At 72.5% G+C, this 17,944-nt stretch carries 10 protein-coding genes; 3 read left to right on the top strand and 7 right to left on the bottom strand.

Annotation, left to right across the window (positions count from 1 at the left end):
* A partial coding sequence (locus tag ACZ4M5_RS32265; protein ID WP_467742194.1) for a maltotransferase domain-containing protein occupies window positions 1-786 on the bottom strand: 786 nt, incomplete at its 3' end.
* 785 nt (window positions 787-1,571) lie between these two features.
* Here ACZ4M5_RS32265 and ACZ4M5_RS32270 point away from each other — a divergent pair.
* Window positions 1,572-4,190, top strand: a complete 2,619-nt coding sequence (locus ACZ4M5_RS32270; protein ID WP_467742196.1) for a glycosyltransferase family 1 protein — start codon at window positions 1,572-1,574, stop codon at window positions 4,188-4,190.
* A 48-nt stretch (window positions 4,191-4,238) separates the two neighbouring features.
* Here ACZ4M5_RS32270 and ACZ4M5_RS32275 read toward each other — a convergent pair whose 3' ends face one another.
* The 6 genes from ACZ4M5_RS32275 to glgX all read right to left on the bottom strand — a co-directional run bounded on the left by ACZ4M5_RS32275 (window position 4,239) and on the right by glgX (window position 15,063).
* A complete protein-coding gene (locus ACZ4M5_RS32275) occupies window positions 4,239-4,760 on the bottom strand; it encodes a DUF1990 domain-containing protein (protein ID WP_467742198.1) in 522 nt (173 codons plus the stop codon).
* A gap of 69 nt (window positions 4,761-4,829) precedes the next feature.
* A complete protein-coding gene (locus ACZ4M5_RS32280) occupies window positions 4,830-6,470 on the bottom strand; it encodes a M4 family metallopeptidase (protein WP_467742200.1) in 1,641 nt (546 codons plus the stop codon).
* A 208-nt stretch (window positions 6,471-6,678) separates the two neighbouring features.
* Window positions 6,679-8,736 (bottom strand): M4 family metallopeptidase, encoded by a 2,058-nt coding sequence (locus ACZ4M5_RS32285; RefSeq protein ID WP_467742202.1) that lies wholly within the window; start codon window positions 8,734-8,736, stop codon window positions 6,679-6,681.
* Between the two features lie 291 nt (window positions 8,737-9,027).
* Complete coding sequence (locus ACZ4M5_RS32290; protein ID WP_467742204.1) at window positions 9,028-10,875, bottom strand: ABC transporter ATP-binding protein; 1,848 nt, start codon at window positions 10,873-10,875, stop codon at window positions 9,028-9,030.
* Complete coding sequence (locus ACZ4M5_RS32295; RefSeq protein ID WP_467742206.1) at window positions 10,872-12,680, bottom strand: ABC transporter ATP-binding protein; 1,809 nt, start codon at window positions 12,678-12,680, stop codon at window positions 10,872-10,874. Before ACZ4M5_RS32295 ends, ACZ4M5_RS32290 begins: the two co-directional genes overlap by 4 nt.
* A gap of 133 nt (window positions 12,681-12,813) precedes the next feature.
* Complete coding sequence (glgX, locus tag ACZ4M5_RS32300; RefSeq protein ID WP_467742208.1) at window positions 12,814-15,063, bottom strand: glycogen debranching protein GlgX; 2,250 nt, start codon at window positions 15,061-15,063, stop codon at window positions 12,814-12,816.
* Between the two features lie 189 nt (window positions 15,064-15,252).
* Here glgX and ACZ4M5_RS32305 point away from each other — a divergent pair, with 189 nt between their 5' ends.
* The gene (locus tag ACZ4M5_RS32305; RefSeq protein ID WP_467742210.1) at window positions 15,253-16,497 is read left to right on the top strand and encodes a L,D-transpeptidase; all 1,245 of its coding nucleotides are present in this window, start codon (window positions 15,253-15,255) and stop codon (window positions 16,495-16,497) included.
* Window positions 16,498-16,654: 157 nt separating this feature from the next.
* Entirely contained in the window at window positions 16,655-17,884 is a 1,230-nt protein-coding gene (locus ACZ4M5_RS32310) for a L,D-transpeptidase (protein ID WP_467742212.1), read from the top strand.
* Window positions 17,885-17,944: the final 60 nt, after the last annotated feature.

The raw sequence follows: 17,944 nt of genomic DNA on the forward strand, positions 1-17,944 counted from the left end.
GCCGTGCGGACGCTCGGCCGTCCCCTCCGACCGCGGGAAGAACTCGTACCACGACCCGTACAGCGCCCGCTCCCGCTCCACCAGCAACGGCATCGAATCGCTGCTCGTGACGGGGTCGCGCAGCGGGTACCGGGCCAGGACCTCGTCCACCTCCGGCGTCAGCGCCGCCGCCAGCCGCGACGCCGCGGGACGCGTCTCGTCCCGCAGGGCCTCGGCAGCGGCCGTGATCACGTCGCGCAGTCCCTCCTCCTCGGGCACCCCGGCGGCCGCCCGCTCGTACAGGCGCGCGCCCTCCTCCAGGACGACGTCCGTGTCGATGCCCGCCGGGATCTTGATCCGGGCGTGGTGGCGCCAGGTGCTGACGGGGTCTCCCCACGCCTCCACCGTGAACGTCCACCGTCCGGGTTCCCCGGCCGTGACGGTCGCACCCCACCGGTCCGTCCCGGGCGCCAGCTCCCGCATCGGCGTCCATGGGCCGGGACGGCCCTCGGGGTCCTTCAGAACGACATTGGCGGCCACCGCGTCGTGCCCCTCCCGGAACACGGTCGCCGAGACCTCGAAGCTCTCGCCGGTGACGGCCTTCGCCGGGCGGCGCCCGCCCAGGACGGCGGGACGGACGTCGAGGACGGGTATGCGCCCGACCGCCGTCTCCCCGCTCCCGGACGGCGGTGGCGGGGCCGGGGGACCGGCGTCCGCCGGGCGCGCGGGGCGTGTGTCGCCGCCGGGTGCGCGCGCCCCGGTGGTGCGGCGGTTCGGGGGTGCTGGCGAGTGGTGCTTGGCGGGCATGACCGCTCCTGTCCGCGTCAACGTGGGTGGGCGGATGACTGTGGGGAGGTGGGTCCTGCGTGGTGTTCCCGAGAGGAGTACCCGCTGGAGCCTTCCCACCCTGTTCGGGTGGGCAATCCGGCACTTTGTTAACTACTCACGCGTATGTCGACACACAAGACCGGCCTCCTCCGGGGCACACGGGACCGGCCTTCCGAGTGGCCGCTCCTTCGCCCTACCCCCGTCCTTCGCGCAGTAACTTGTCCGATCAACGTCCGTCGGCGAGCGCCTTCCCCGCGGTCGACGTCGAGGCGGCCACACCCCCGCCGACCTGCGCCGCAGTCGCCGACGACGGGGTCGTCGGCCGGAGTGCGACCGTCCTCACGGCATGAACCGGCGCCGAGGCGGTACCCGGCAGAGTTGCCCCCCGCGGCGGACGGGAACGTGCCGGCGACGCCTCCCCGGCCAGGAGGGCCGGCGCTCGACGCCACCCGCAGAAGGCCGGTTTCGCACCCCCCGCAGCCGATCGCCCCTTGGTTCGCGCCCCCCGGCCGCTCCGGCGCACGACCGACGCGGCACGGCGCGCGCGGCCGACGGAAGCCCCTGCGCCGGAAGCCGCCTCCCGTGACGCGTGCACCACCGGGGCAACGGCGGGGGAACGGTTCCGGCCATGTCCGCGGGCGGTGCCGTTCAGGCCGATCGGGGGTCCGGCCGCAGAGCCTCAGCGGACGCGGCGCCGACGCCGGTAGTGTCGTAGACGACGTCGATGAAGCCCTGTGTCGAAGCCCAGCGTGACGAGGTGGAAAGTGAAGGCGATCCGTCGGTTCACCGTCCGACCCGTGCTCCCCGAACCCCTCAGGCCGCTCAGCGATCTCGCCCGCAACCTGCGCTGGTCGTGGCATGCCGAGACCCGTGACCTGTTCCAGTCCGTCGACCCCGGGCGCTGGTCCGCCTCGGGGGGCGACCCGGTCCGCCTGCTGGGGAGCGTGCCGCCCGCGCGCCTCGCCGAGCTGGCCGGGGACCGCCGCTTCCTGCGCCGCCTCGCCGCGGCCGCGGGCGACCTGCACGACTACACCACCGGCGACCGCTGGTACCAGGCGCAGACCGAGCCCCTGCCCGCCGCCATCGCCTACTTCTCACCCGAGTTCGGCATCACGGCCGCCCTGCCGCAGTACTCGGGCGGCCTGGGCATCCTGGCAGGGGACCACCTCAAGGCGGCCAGTGACCTCGGCGTCCCGCTGATCGGCGTCGGCCTGCTCTACCGGCACGGCTACTTCCGCCAGACCCTGTCCCGGGACGGCTGGCAGCAGGAGCACTACCCGGTCCTGGACCCCAACGAGCTGCCCGTCGCCCAGCTCGAGGAGCCCGACGGCACCCCCGCCCAGGTCGCCCTCGCCCTGCCCGGCGGCCGGCAGCTGCACGCCCGGATCTGGCTCGCGCAGGTCGGCCGGGTCCCGCTGCTGCTGCTGGACTCCGACGTCGAGGAGAACGACCTCGGCGAGCGCGGCGTGACCGACCGGCTCTACGGCGGCGGCAGCGAGCACCGGCTGCTGCAGGAGATGCTCCTCGGCATAGGAGGGGTCCGGGCGGTACGGACGTACTGCCGGCTGACCGGCCACCCCGCGCCGGAGGTGTTCCACACCAACGAGGGGCACGCCGGGTTCCTCGGCCTGGAGCGCATCGCCGAACTGTGCGACGGCGGTTCCGACTTCGACTCGGCGCTGGAGGCGGTCCGGGCCGGGACCGTCTTCACCACCCACACGCCCGTGCCGGCCGGCATCGACCGCTTCGACCGGGAGCTGGTCGCCCGGCACTTCGGCCCCGACGCCGAACTGCCCCGCATCGACGTCGACCGCGTCCTGCGGCTGGGCATGGAGTCCTACCCGGGCGGGGAGCCCAACCTGTTCAACATGGCCGTGATGGGCCTGCGCCTGGCCCAGCGCGCCAACGGCGTGTCGCTGCTGCACGGCAACGTCAGCCGCGAGATGTTCTCCGGCCTGTGGCCCGGGTTCGACGCCGACGAGGTGCCGATCACCTCCGTCACCAACGGGGTGCACGCCCCCACCTGGGTCGCGCCCGAGGTGTTCCGGCTCGGCGCCCGGCAGATCGGTGTCCAGCGCGCCGAGGACGCCCTGACGGTCGGCGGCTCGGAGCGCTGGGACTCGGTGGCCGACATCCCCGACCAGGACATCTGGGATTTGCGGCGGGTGCTGCGCGAGCAGCTCGTCGAGGAGGTCCGCGAGCGGCTGCGGGCCTCGTGGCGCCAGCGCGGCGCCGGTACGGCCGAGTTGGGCTGGATCGACGGTGTGCTCGACCCGGACGTGCTGACCATCGGCTTCGCCCGGCGCGTGCCGTCGTACAAGCGCCTGACGCTGATGCTGCGCGACCGGGACCGGCTGATGGACCTGCTGCTGCACCCCGAGCGGCCGATCCAGATCGTCGTCGCCGGCAAGGCGCACCCGGCCGACGACGGCGGCAAGCGGCTGGTGCAGGAGCTGGTGCGGTTCACGGACGACCCGCGGGTGCGCCACCGGATCGTGTTCCTGCCCGATTACGGCATGGCGATGGCGCAGAAGCTCTACCCGGGCTGCGACATCTGGCTGAACAACCCGCTCAGGCCACTGGAGGCCTGCGGCACCTCGGGCATGAAGGCCGCGCTCAACGGGTGCCTCAACCTGTCCGTCCTGGACGGCTGGTGGGACGAGTGGTTCCAGCCGGACTTCGGCTGGGCCATCCCCACGGCCGACGGCGCCGGGACCGACCCGGACCACCGCGACGACATAGAGGCCGCGGCGCTGTACGACCTGCTGGAGCAGCGGGTGACGCCCCGCTTCTACGAGCGCGGGCGCAGCGGCCTGCCCGACCGCTGGATCGAGATGGTCCGGCACACGCTGGGTTCGCTCGGGCCGAAGGTCCTGGCCGGGCGGATGGTCCGGGAGTACGTCGAGCGGCTCTACGCGCCGGCGGCCGTCGCCCACCGCGCCCTGGGGCCGGACACCGCACGGGAGCTCGCCGAGTGGAAGGCACGGGTACGCGCGGCCTGGCCGGGCGTCACCGTCGACCACGTGGAGACGTCGGCCTCCGAGGCCCTGGCCGAGCTGGGCACGACGCTGGGGCTGCGGGTGCGGGTCGGGCTCGGGGAGCTCGGACCCGACGACGTGGAGGTCCAGGTGGTCTCGGGGCGGGTGGACGAGCAGGACCGGATCGGCGACGCGACGGTGGTGCCGCTGAAGCCGGTGGGGTCTGCCGACCGGGACGGGCGCTGGGTCTATGAAGGGCCCTTGTCGTTGGATCGCACCGGGCCCTTCGGGTACACGGTGCGGATCCTGCCCGCGCATCGGCTGATGGCCTCCAGCGCGGAGTTGGGGCTTGTGGCCGGTCCGTCCGAGGAGCTGGTGGCGGCTGCGGGGTTGTTGATGCGTTGAGTGTCGGTGCGGGCGCGTGGGGGTTGCTCGCGCAGTTCCCCGCGCCCCTTAGGGCGACTCACCACCCTGCGTCGCGAGGTCGCGCAGAACGGTGCCGCACCTGCGGGCGTACGCGTGCTGGAAGCCGCGCGTCGCGGGGCCGCCGGCCTTCGCGTACCACTTGGCGGCGCGGCTGAAGGCGTGCACCGTCAGCCACACCGTGCCGTCCCCGGTGCGGTGCACCACGAAGGACTCCTCGCCGCACTCCGGGTGGCCGGGCAGCGTGCCGTACGCCCAGCCGGCGCGGCGGGGCTCCTCCACGGTCCACACCACGCGGCAGGGGGCCTTGATCATGCCGGCCAGGGTGACGGTGACGTCCACGCCGGGGGCCGCCCGGTCCGCGCTCGCGTCGAGCCCCACGCCCATGGCCCGGTGCATCTCCCAGGTCAGGACGGCCTCCGAGGCCCGGCGGAAGACGTCCTCGCCCTCGCCCAGCCGGGTTCGCACGTGCAGGGGACGGAAGCCCGGCGGGCAGAAGCCCTCGTCGCGGGTGGCGCCGACATCGGCGTAGCTGAAGTCCTCGGAAGACATGGTCACCAAGACTAGGGCGGTACCCGGACCGGCGTTCGGTCCGGGTACCGCCCCAGGGTCGTGCCTCGGTCAGCCGACGTTCACGGCGGACCAGGCGGCCGCGACCGCCTTGTACTCGGTGCTGGACGCGCCGTACAGGGCCGACGCGGCGTTCAGCGTCGCCGTGCGGGCCTGCGCGTACTTCGTCGTCGACGTCATGTACGTCGTCAGCGCCTTGTACCAGATCTGCAGCGCCTTGGTGCGGCCGATGCCGGTGACCGTGGAGCCGTTGGACGTGGGGGAGTTGTAGGACACGCCGTTGATGGTCTTCGCGCCGCTGCCCTCGGACAGCAGGTAGAAGAAGTGGTTGGCGGGGCCGGACGAGTAGTGCACGTCCACGCCGCCCAGACCGGAGGACCAGGCGTCCTTGGAGGCCCCGTCCTTGCTGGGCTTGTCCATGTAGCGCAGCGGCGTGCCGTCGCCGTTGATGTCGATCTCCTCGCCGATGAGGTAGTCACCGATGTCGGAGGAGTTGTTGGCGAAGAACTCCGCGCCCGCGCCGAAGATGTCGCTGGTCGCCTCGTTCAGGCCGCCGGACTCGCCGCTGTAGACCAGGCCCGCGGTGGCCGAGGTCAGACCGTGGCTCATCTCGTGGGCCGCCACGTCGAGCGAGGTCAGCGGGTTGGCGTTGCCCGACCCGTCGCCGTAGGTCATGCAGAAGCAGCTGTCGGACCAGAAGGCGTTGACGTAGTTGTTGCCGTAGTGGACGCGGGAGTAGGCGGCCTTGCCGTCGCCCCGGATGCCGCTGCGGCCGAAGGCGCTCTTGTAGAAGTCCCAGGTGACCTGGGCCCCGTAGTGGGCGTCGGCGCCGGCGGTCTCCGCGTTCGAGGGGCTGCCGTTGCCCCAGATGTCGTCGGCGCCGGAGAAGAGGGTGCCGGTGCCGGAGGTGCCGCGGTTGAGGTTGTACGTCTTGTGCCCGCCGCGGGTGCCGTCGGTGAGGTTGTACGAGGTGCCCGACTTGGTGGTGCTCAGCGTGACCTGGCCGCTGTAGGTGGTGTTGCCGGTGCCGGTCTCGACGGCCTGGTACTCGTACAGCTTCTTGCCGGTGGCCGCGTCGGTGACGACGTGCAGCTCGTTCGGGGTGCCGTCCTCCTGGAGGCCGCCGACCACGGTCTCGTAGGCGAGGACCGGCTTGCCGGTCGCGGCCCAGATCACCTTGCGCGGCGCGGACTCGGCCTCGGTCTTCTCCGAGCCGGCCGCCTCGGCCAGGGTCAGGGCCTGCTTCTCGGCCTTGGCGGCGGCGACCGCGGGCTTGAGCGAGGCGACCTTGATCGCGGCCTTCGTCGCTCTGGTGACGCCCTTGGCGGCCCCGGACTTCGCGGTGTGCACCACGAGGTCGCCGCCGAGGACCGGCAGGCCCGCGTAGGTGCGCTCGTAGCGGGTGTGGACGGTGCCGTCGGCGTCCTTCACGACGTCCTTGACGACGAGGTCCTCCCGGGCGCCGAGGCCTATCGCGTCGGCGGTCCGGGCGGCGCCGGCCTGCTGGTCCTGGATGAGCGCGGTGCGGGCGGGCGCGGAGAGCAGCACGGGCGCGGCGGCCGGCGTGCTCGCCGAGTCGGCGGCGACGCTGCTGCCCGAGGCGAGGCCGGTGGTGAGGAGGGCGCCGGAGGCGACGGCGGTGGCGATGGCCAGCGTGGCGCGCTTACGACGCGAGTAACGAGGGGTGGACACACAGGCTCCTAGGTGTGGGGGAAGCTGCGGTGCTGTGCGGCGGGTGGGGGAAGACTGGCACCGAAGACGCGTACATGTCAGGAGTGACGAGTGATGTTGGCCGGAAATCGACGGCGCATGGTTGCCCCCTACACGGGAAACGGGCGCCGCCCCGGGGGATTCGAACCCACCGGGGCGACGCCCTGACTCGGGCCTGCGACCTGCCGATTTACGGGAAGGTCAGCTTCCAGCTGTTGATGTAGCCGGTGTCGGCGGCCGCGTTGTCCTGGACCCGCAGCTTCCAGACGCCGTTGGCCACCTCGGAGGAGGCGTTCACCGTGTAGGTGGTGTTGATGTTGTCCGCGCTCCCGCCGGTGCCGTAGGCCTTGAGGGTGTAGGCCGAGCCGTCGGGGGCGACCAGCTCCACCTTGAGGTCGCCGATGTAGGTGTGGACGATGTCCACGGCGACCTGGAGGTTGGACGGCGCGTTGCCCGTCCGTCCGGAGACGGTGATCGAGGACGTGACCGCCGAGCCGCGGTCCGGGATCGCCACGTCGGCGGTGTTCTCGAACGAGGTGCCCCCGCCGCCTCCGCCGCCGGAGCGGGTGCCTACGTTGACGCCCGCCCAGGCGTCCTGGACCGCCTTGTACTCGGCGCTGTCCGCGCCGTACAGCTCACCGGTGGCCGCGAGGGTGCCGGTGCGGGCGGCCGCGTAGTTGGTGTTCGAGGTGAACTTCGTGGTGAGCGCGCGGAACCAGATCTTCTCCGCCTTGTCGCGGCCGATGCCGGTGACCGGAAGGCCGTCCGAGGTGGGCGAGTTGTACGTGACACCGTTGATCGTCTTGGTGCCGCTGCCCTCGCTCAGCAGGTAGAAGAAGTGGTTGGCGGGACCCGACGAGTAGTGCACGTCGATCGAGCCGATGCCCGAGTACCAGGCGTCCTTGGAGGCCCCGTCCTTGCTGGGCTTGTCCATGTAGCGCAGCGGGCTGCCGTCGCCGTTGATGTCGATCTCCTCGCCGATGAGGTAGTCACCGACGTCGGAGGAGTTGTTGGCGTAGAACTCGACGGTCGAGCCGAAGATGTCGCTGGTCGCCTCGTTCAGGCCGCCGGACTCGCCGCTGTAGACCAGGCCCGCGGTGTTGGAGGTGACGCCGTGCGTCATCTCGTGGCCGGCCACGTCGATCGACGTCAGCGGGTGCGTGTTGCCCGAGCCGTCGCCGTAGGTCATGCAGAAGCAGCTGTCGGACCAGAAGGCGTTGACGTAGTTGTTGCCGTAGTGGACGCGGGAGTAGGCGCCCACGCCGTCGCCACGGATGCCGCTGCGCCCGTGCACGTTCTTGTAGTAGTCCCACGTCAGCGCGGCCCCGTAGTGGGCGTCGGCGCCCGCGGTCTCCGCGTTGGAGGGGCTGCCGTTGCCCCAGACGTCGTCCGGTCCGGAGAAGAGCGTGCCGGTGCCGGAGGTGCCGCGGTTGAGGTTGTACGTCTTGTGCCCGCCGCGCGCGCCGTCGGTCAGGTTGTACGTCGACCCCGACTGCGTGGTGCCCAGCGTCACGGTGCCGCTGTACATGGTGTTGCCGGTGCCGGTCTCGATGCCCTGGTACTCGTAGAGCTTCTCGCCGGTGGCCGCGTCGGTGACGACGTGCAGCTCGTTCGGGGTGCCGTCCTTCTGGAGTCCGCCGACGACGGTCTCGTAGGCGAGGACCGGCTTGCCGCTCGCGGCCCAGACCACCTTGCGCGGCGCCTTGTCGACGTCCGCGCTCCTGGCGTCGTCCGCCTTGGCGGCCGCCAGCGCCTGCTTCTCGGCCTTGGCGGCCGGCAGCGCGGCGGTGGTGGTGGCCGGCTTCACGGCGGCCCGGGTCGCCTTGACGACGTCCCTGGTCGCACCGGACTTCGCCGTCTCGACCACCAGGTCCCCGCCGAGGACGGGCAGTCCGTCGTAGGTGCGCTCGTAGCGGGTGTGGACCGTGCCGTCGCGGTCCTTGACCACGTCCCGGACGACCAGCTTCTCCTTGGCCCCGAGGCCCAGCTTCTTCGCCGTCTGCGCCGTGGCGGCGTCGGCGTCCCGTATCAGCGCGGCGCGCTGGGCGGGGGTCAGCTTGACCGACTCGGACCCGGGGTTCGCCTTGCTCGCGGCCGACGGTGCCTTCGCCGGGGCCGCGACGGCGGATCCGCTCTGGACGGCGGCGGCGATCAGCGCGGCGACGCCGGCCAGGGCCACGGCCGCGGTGCGGCCGGTGCGGGCGGCGGGTCTGTGGGAGGTGGCTCTGCGCGAGGAACTGCTTCTCAACACGGACTCCTTCTGCGGGACCGGGGGTCGCCCGGCCTGGGGAGGTGGAGGTGTTGCTGTGGGGTAGCTGTGGAGCAGTCGCCACGGAAGCGTGGCAGGGGACCGCGCTTTCTGTCAGGAGCGCGTCAACACTATGGCCGGAAACGGTTCGTTGACCGGAAGTTCATGTTCGCTATACGAACGCTTCGCCCGGCCGGGCCGGACGTGACGGGCCGGACGTGACGCCGGACGGGCCGGGGTGGACGGGCCGGGGCGGGCCGGGGCGGGCCGGATCGAACCGGCCGTCCCGGCCTACACCAGGCTGTCCCGCCAGGCCCGGTGCAGGTCCGCGAACCTGCCCGTACCGGCGACGAGTTCGGCCGGGGTGCCGTCCTCGACGATCGATCCCCGCTCCATCACCAGGACGCGGTCCGCGATCTCGACCGTGGACAGCCGGTGCGCGATCACCACCGCCGTACGGCCCTTCAGCACCGTCGCCATCGCCCGCTGCACCGCGCGCTCGCCCGGGACGTCCAGCGAGCTGGTCGCCTCGTCGAGGATCAGCACCGCCGGGTCGGCGAGCAACGCCCGTGCGAACGCCACCAGTTGACGCTGTCCGGCCGAAATGCGCCCACCCCGCTTGCGGACGTCGGTGTCGTAGCCGTCGGGCAGCGCGGCGATGAAGTCGTGCGCGCCGATGGCCTTCGCCGCCTGCTCCATCTCCGCGCGGGTCGCGTCGGGGCGGCCGATCGCGATGTTGTCGGCGACCGTGCCCGAGAACAGGAACGCCTCCTGCGTCACCATGACCACCCCGCGCCGCAGCTCGGGCACGGCCAGGTCGCGCAGGTCGACGCCGTCGAGCAGCACCCGGCCCTCGGAAGGGTCGTAGAACCGGGCCAGGAGCTTGGCCAGGGTCGACTTGCCCGCGCCCGTGGAGCCCACGACCGCGACCGTCTGGCCGGCCGGGATCGTCAGGTCGAAGCGGGGCAGGATCTCGCCACCCGTGCGGTAGGCGAAGCGCACGCCGTCGAAGACGACCTCGCGGCCCGGGTGCTCGCCCGGCAGCGGCGGCAGCTGCCGCGGGTGCGCGGGCTCGGGCACGGAGGGGGTCTGGGCCAGCAGGCCCGCGATCTTCTCCAGGGAGGCCGCCGCCGACTGGTACGAGTTGAGGAACATCCCCAGCCGGTCGATCGGGTCGTACAGCCGCCGCAGGTACAGCACGGCGGCCGCCAGCACACCGAGGGCGAGCGTGCCGTCCGCGACCCGGTGCGCGCCCCACAGCACGATCCCCGCCACCGCCGTGTTCGCGATCAGGCGCGAGCCGGTGACGTAGCGGGCCATCTCCAGCAGCGCGTCGCCGTTGGTCCGCTCGTGCCGCCGGTTCAGCACGCCGAACTCGGCGTCGTTGGCCGCCTCGCGGCGGAAGGCGCGCACCGGCCGGATGCCGTTCATCGTCTCGACGAACCGGACGATGACGGCGGCGATGGCGGTCGAGCGCGCCCGGTACACCCGCCCCGCCCGCCGCTGGTACAGCCGCACGAGCGCGTACAGCGGCACCAGCGAGGCCACCGCCACGCCCCCGAGGCCGAGATCCAGCCACAGCAGCATCGCGGAGATGTAGACGAACGACAGGACGACCGTCACCAGCTCCTGCAAACCCTCGTCCAGCAGCTCGCGCAACGACTCCACGTCGGTCGTGGAGCGCGAGATGAGCCGGCCCGAGGTGTAGCGCTCGTGGAAGTCCACGCTCAGCGACTGCGCGTGCCGGAAGATCCGGCCCCGCAGGTCCAGCAGCACGTCCTGGCTGACCCGGGCCGCCGCGGCGACGAACGCGAACTGCAGCCCGCCCGCCGCCAGCGCACAGGCCAGGTACCCGGCGCCCACCGCCATCAACGGCCCGTGGTCCTGCGCCCGGAAGGCCGGCACGGCCCGGTCGATGGCGTACGCCACCAGCAGCGGACCGGCCTGCACGACCGCCTGCTGCACCAGCAGGAGCAGCGTCGTCACCACGACCCGGGCCTTCATCGGCGCGAGCAGGGAACGCAGCAGCGCGGCGGTCGCGCCCGGCGGCGTGGGCAGGAGGTCCTGGTCGAAGGGGTCCCCGGCGGCCGCCGGGTCCCCGGGCCGCCGGTCGGCCGGTGCGGTGGTGGCCGCCGTCATCGTCCGTCCCCCTCTTCCCCCGCCGGCTCCCCGGCCATCAGATGCGCGTACTCGGCGCTGGTGCGCAGCAGTTCGTGGTGGGTGCCGACCGCGGTGATCCGGCCGCCGGACAGCAGGGCGACGCGGTCCGCGAGCAGCACGGTCGACGGGCGGTGCGCCACGATCAGGGCCGTGGTGTCCGCGAGCACCTGCCGCAGGGCCGCCTCCACGGCGGCCTCCGTGTGCACGTCCAGGGCCGACAGCGGGTCGTCCAGGACGAGGAACTCCGGCTGCCCGACGACCGCCCGGGCCAGGGCCAGGCGCTGGCGCTGGCCGCCGGACAGGCTCAGCCCCTGCTCGCCGACCCGGGTGTCCGCGCCCTGCGGCAGCGCGTGCACGAAGTCCGCCTGCGCCACGGCCAGGGCGCGCTCCAGGTCGGCCGCCGAGGCGGTGTCGCCGGCGCCCATCAGGACGTTCTCGCCCACCGCGGCCGAGAACAGCGTGGGCTCCTCGAACGCCACCGCGACCTTCGCCCGCAGGGCGTCCCTGGACAGCTCGGTGATGTCGGTGCCGTCGAGGGTGATACGCCCCGAGGTGACCTCGTAGAACCGCGGGACGAGAGCCGTGAGGGTGGTCTTGCCGCTGCCGGTGGTGCCGACCAGGGCCATGGACTCGCCGGGGCGGATGTGCAGGTCGATGTCGCGCAGGACCGGCGGGGAGCCGGGTGGCGCGTCGGGATACCGGAACGTGACGCCGTGGAAGCGCAGGCCCCCCTCGCGGGGGACCGGCCCGGCGGGGGCGGTACGCGCCGGGGACGCGGCGGACGCGGTCCCCTCGGCCTGCTCGTCCATCACCTCGAAGTACCGCTCCGTGGCGGTCGCGGCCTCCTGGCTCATGGCCAGCAGGAACCCGATCGACTCCACCGGCCAGCGCAGCGCCAGCGCCGTCGACAGGAACGCCACCAGCGTCCCCGCGGACAGCGCCCCGTCGGCGACCTGGACGACACCCACCACCAGCGCGGCACCGATCGCCACCTCGGGCAGCGTGACGATCACGCCCCAGATCGCCGCCAGCAGCCGCGCCTTGCGCAGTTCCGTGCCGCGCAGGGTGCGCGACAGGTCCCGGAACGCCGTCGCCTGGCTGCGGTGGCGGCCGAAACCCTTGATGATGCGGATGCCGAGCACACTCTCCTCGACGACGGTCGTCAGGTCGCCGACCTGGTCCTGGGCGCGCCGGGCCACCGCCGCGTAGCGCTTCTCGAAGATCACGCACATGACGACGACGGGCACCGCGGGCCCGAGGACGACCAGCCCGAGTGTGGCGTCCTGGACCAGCATGATGACCACGCCGACCACGATGGTCACCCCGTTGACCAGCAGGAACGTCAACGGGAAGGCGAGGAACATGCGCAGCAGCATCAGGTCCGTCGTCCCCCGGGACAGCAGCTGCCCCGAGGCCCACCGGTCGTGGAAGGCCACCGGCAGCCGCTGCAGATGGCGGTAGAGATCCGCCCGCATCGACGCCTCGACCCGGGACAGCGGGCGCGCCACCAGCCAGCGCCGCAGCCCGAACAGCAGGGCCTCCGCGAACCCGAGCAGCAGCAGGTACAGCGCGCCGAGCCACACGCCGGCCGGGTCCCGGCCGGCGATCGGCCCGTCCACCATCCACTTCAGCACCAGCGGGATGACCAGCCCCACGCAGGAGGCCAGTATCGCGACGAACGCGGCGGTGAACAGCCGCACCCGGACGGGGCGCACGTACGGCCACAGGCGCAGCAGCGAACGCACGGCGGAGCGGTCCGGGGCGGGGGCGGGTGAAGTGGACATCAGCAGCGAGCCTACGTTTCACCACTGACGCTGCCCACCGGATTTCCGCCCGGTCCGCCTCGGTCCGCGGTCCTACGACCTGCCCGTTCGAGCGGCCGGACCGGTGCGGCCGGAGGACGGCGGCCGAAGGGCGTCATCCCGCCACGCGCAGCAGCAGCACCGCCCGGGCCGGCATCGTGATCTCCACCCCGGCCGGGTGCTCGACGCCGGGCGCCCGCCCCTGCTCCTCCAGGCTCGTGTCCACGACCACCTCGTACCGCTCCGCCCACGGCGGCCCCGGCAGCACGAAGCTCACCGGGCCCTCGCCCGCGTGCAGCACGGCCAGGAAGCTGTCGTCGAGGACCTGGTCCCCGTGCTCGTCCCGGCCCGGGATGTCCCGGCCGGACAGGTACATCCCGAGCGTGGCCGCGGGCGCGTACCAGTCCTGCTCGGTCATCTCCGTGCCCCGGGAGGTGAACCAGGCCAGGTCGCGCAGCCCGTCGGCGGAGTGCGCCCGGCCGGAGAAGAACGCCCGGCGGCGCAGCACGGGGTGCCGGTGGCGCAGCGCGATCAGCCGGGAGGTCAGCTGGAAGAGGGCCTGCCAGCCAGGCTCGTCGAGCAGCCCCCAGTCCAGCCAGCTGATCTCGTTGTCCTGGCAGTAGGCGTTGTTGTTCCCGCGCTGGGTGCGGCCCAGTTCGTCGCCGGCGACCAGCATGGGCACGCCCGTGGACAGCAGCAGCGTGGTGAGCAGGTTGCGCAGCTGCCGGCGGCGCAGGGCGAGGACGTCCTCGTCGCCGGTCTCGCCCTCCGCGCCGCAGTTCCAGGCCCGGTTGTCGTCCGTGCCGTCGCGGTTGCCCTCGCCGTTGGCCTCGTTGTGCTTGCGCTCGTAGGAGACCAGGTCGCGCAGCGTGAACCCGTCGTGCGCGGTGATGAAGTTGACCGACGCGTAGGGCCGGCGCCCGCCCCAGGCGTACAGGTCGCTGGAGCCCGACAGGCGGTAGCCCATCTCGCGGACGTCCGGCAGCGCGTGCCGCCAGAAGTCCCGCACGGCGTTGCGGTACCGGTCGTTCCACTCCGTCCACAGCGGCGGGAACGCCCCCACCTGGTAGCCGCCCGACCCCACGTCCCACGGCTCGGCGATCAGCTTCACCCGGCGCAGCACCGGGTCCTGGGCGATCACCGCCAGGAACGGGGAGAGCATGTCGACGTCGTGCATCGAGCGGGCCAGCGCCGCCGCCAGGTCGAAGCGGAAGCCGTCGACACCCATCTCGGTGACCCAGTAGCGCAGCGAGTCCGTGATCAGGCGCAGGACATGGGGCTGCACCACATGCAGGGTGTTGCCGCAGCCGGTGTAGTCCGCGTAGCGGCGGGCGTCGTCCTGGAGGCGGTAGTAGCCGCGGTTGTCGATGCCCTTCAGCGACAGTGTCGGGCCCAGCTCGCCGGCCTCCGCGGTGTGGTTGTAGACCACGTCCAGGATGACCTCGATGCCCGCCGCGTGCAGGGCGCGCACCATCCGCTTGAACTCGCCGACCTGCTGGCCCCGGGTGCCGGAGGCGGCGTAGGCGGCGTGCGGGGCGAAGTAGCCGACGGAGTTGTAGCCCCAGTAGTTGCGCAGGCTCCGGCGCAGCAGGTGGTCCTCGTGCGCGAACTGGTGCACCGGCAGCAGCTCCACCGCCGTCACGCCGAGCTTCACCAGGTGCTCGATCGCGGCCGGGTGGGCGAGGCCTGCGTAGGTGCCGCGCAGTTCCCCGGGGATGTCCGGGTGCAGCTGCGTGAAGCCCTTGACGTGCAGCTCGTAGATCACCGAGTCCGCCCAGGGCGTCTTGGGGCGCCGGTCGTCCGCCCAGTCGTCGTCGTCGTGCACGACGACGCCCTTCGGTACGTGCGGCGCCGAGTCCCGATCGTCGCGCACGGTGTCGGCGACGTGCTGCTGCGGCCAGTCACGGACGTGCCCGTACACCTCGGGCGGCAGCCCGAAGTCGCCGTCGACCGCCCGGGCGTAGGGGTCGAGGAGCAGCTTCGCGGGATTCCAGCGGGCACCCGTCCACGGGTCCCAGCGCCCCTGCACCCGGTAGCCGTAGCGCTGGCCGGGCAGGACGCCCGGCACGAAGCCGTGCCATATCCCGTGGGTCAGTTCGGCCAGCCGCACCCGGGACTCCTTGCCCGCCTCGTCGAACAGGCACAGCTCCACCCCCTCGGCCCCGCCCGCCCACAACGCGAAGTTGGTCCCGGCCACTCCGGCCGGGCCGGCCCGGAACCGGGCGCCCAGCGGTGTCGGCGCGCCCGGCCGGGCGGGCACGACGGGCGGCGGCGCGGCCCTCCGCGCCCCGTTCACGGAGGCCTGGCGCCCCTCCTCGGTGGCCCGACGACCGGCCACCGCCTCCTGCTCGGCTGCGCTGGACACCTGTCAGCCTCCCGCGGCTCGTGGAACGACGGGGAACAGGGGGGTGCGGCCCTCGTACTGCGGCCCGGGCCGCGGCTCCCCTGCGCGCCGTCCTCCCCACTGTTCTGCCCAGAGCATGGGTCGCACTCACGTTTCCCCGGAGGCGGGCATGGTCGTTTCCCGGGGGCGCGGCCGGTCGTTGGGCACCCCGTGAGGCACGTACAAGGGCGCGCGCGGCGCGCGAGGGCCGCGCTGGCCGCCGTAGTGACATGGGCAGGGCTCCTCGCCGGGGCCACCGGCTGTACCTCGGACGACGGCGGCGGCATCGCCGGTGCCTTCGGCGCGCCCCGGGCGCCCGGGGACGTCATCGAGGTCTCGCCCGGCGACGGGAGCAGGGGTGTGCGCCCCGGCAGGCAGCTGCGGGTGCGCGTGTCCGGAGGGCGGCTGGAGTCGGTGAAGGTCGTGCGCTCCCAGGACGCCCAGGACACCCCGGTGCCCGGGCGGATCTCCGCCGACGGCCTGAGCTGGGAGCCGGAGGAGGACCGGCTGGCGCTGGCCGCGAAGTACACGGTCGACGCGGTGGCCGTGGACGCCGGCGGTCGCCGCTCGGCCCGGCACACCACCTTCACCACGTACGTCCCGGGTGAGCGCTTCATCGGCTACGTCGCCCCGGAGCACCGCGCCACGGTCGGCACCGGGATGATCGTCTCGCTGGCGTTCAACCGGGCGATCTCCGACCGCGCCGCCGTGGAGCGCGCGGTGACCGTGACCGCCCGCCCGCCCGTCGAGGTCCGCCCGCACTGGTTCGGCCGCACCCGCCTCGACTTCCGCCCCGAGCACTACTGGAAGCCGGGCACCAAGGTCACCGTCTCGCTGCGGCTGCGGGACGTCGAGGGCGCACCCGGCGTCTACGGCCTGCAGCACAAGGCGTTCGCGTTCACCGTCGGCCGCAGCCAGGTCTCGGTCGTCGACGCCGCCGCCCACTCCATGGAGGTGCGGCGCGACGGGGAGCCGCTGGCCACCGTGCCCGTGACGGCGGGAGCCCCGAAGACGACCACCTACAACGGCAAGATGGTGGTGACCGAGATGCTCGACGTCACCCGGATGAACGGCGCCACGGTCGGTTTCAAGAAGCGCGACGGCAAGGGCGAGTACGACATCCCGGACGTGCCGCACGCCATGCGCCTGACCGACTCGGGCACGTTCCTGCACGGCAACTACTGGGCCCACCGCTCGGTCTTCGGCCGCACGAACGTCAGCCACGGCTGCATCGGACTGCGCGATGTGAAGGGCGGCGGCTCGGACACCCCGGCCGGCTGGTTCTTCGACCGCAGCCTCGTCGGGGACGTCATCGAGGTCGTCAACAGCAATGACAAAAAGGTCGCTCCCGACAACGGGCTCGGGGGATGGAATATGGGCTGGAATGCATGGAAGGCGGGCAGTGCGGTGAAGTAGCCCGACACGGGGGCGGGTTGACCCGGCGGCCCGTTGGGACCGAACAGTGACAATCGCGGGCCGCCGGGGCCGGGCGACCAGTGGTTACTATTCGCCGGTGCGCGGGGGTCACGCGCCGGGGAGCGGGCCTGGTCAGGCCCTGGGAGGGGAGAACCACGTGAACGGGCGACCGATATCGGGGGCGTCGGTTGGGCGCAGGAAGGGACGTCTCGCACTGGCCGTGGGCGCGCTGCTGTTCGCCGTGACGGCGTGCGGGGGCGGGGACACCGGCTCGGGATCCGGCTCGGGCGGCGAGGGCAAGGACTCGGGCAGCGCGCAGAGCAAGCAGTCCGAGGCCGTCGTCAGCATCGTCCCGAAGGACGGCGCGAAGTCCGTCGACACCAGCGGCGCGCTGAAGGTCACCGCCGCCAAGGGCAAGCTGACCGAGGTCCTGGTCAAGGACGCCGACGGCGAGAAGATAGACGGCGACATATCCGCCGACGGCGCCACCTGGACGCCGTCCATGCACCTGGCCGGCGCGACCAGGTACACCGTCCACGCGGTCGCCAAGGACTCCGGGGGCCGCACCGCCGCGGAGGACGCCGACTTCACCACGCTGACCCCGAAGAACACCTTCATCGGCACCTTCACCCCGGAGGACGGCTCGAAGGTCGGGGTCGGGATGCCGTTCTCGGTCCGCTTCTCGCGGGGCATCACCAACCCCGACGACGTCGAGCGGGCCATCCGCATCAGGACCGAACCCGCCGTCGAGGTGGAGGGCCACTGGTTCGGCAACGACCGCCTCGACTTCCGCCCCGAGAAGTACTGGAAGCCCGGCACCAAGGTGACCGTCGACTTCGGCCTCGACGGCGTCGAGGGCCGGCCCGGCGTCTACGGCGAGCAGGACAAGAAGGTCGAGTTCACCATCGGCCGCAATCAGGTCTCCGTCGTCGACGCCAAGAAGCTGACGATGAAGGTCACCCGCGACGGCAGGACCGTCAAGACGATCCCGGTCACCACCGGCAAGCCCGGCATGGAGACCTGGAACGGCCAGATGGTCGTCAGCGAGATGCTGAAGGTGACCCGGATGAACGGCGAGACCGTCGGCTACGGCGGCGAGTACGACATCAAGGACGTCCCGCACGCCGTGCGCCTGACCACCTCCGGCACCTTCCTGCACGGCAACTACTGGGCGAGCGGCGCCTTCGGCGAGTACAACGCGAGCCACGGCTGCATCGGACTGCGCGACGTGCGCGGCGGCTGGGACAAGAAGGTGCCCGCCGCGTGGTTCTTCGACCACTCGATGGTCGGCGACGTCGTGGTCGTCAAGAACTCCGAGGACCGCACCGTCGACCCGGACAACGGACTCAACGGCTGGAACATGTCGTGGGAGAAGTGGAAGAAGTAGCACCCCGCAGCTGACGGCAGGGCCCCGGTGTGACGGACCGCACCGGGGCCCCGTCCGTTA

The organism is Streptomyces sp. NPDC026246 (assembly GCF_055567995.1).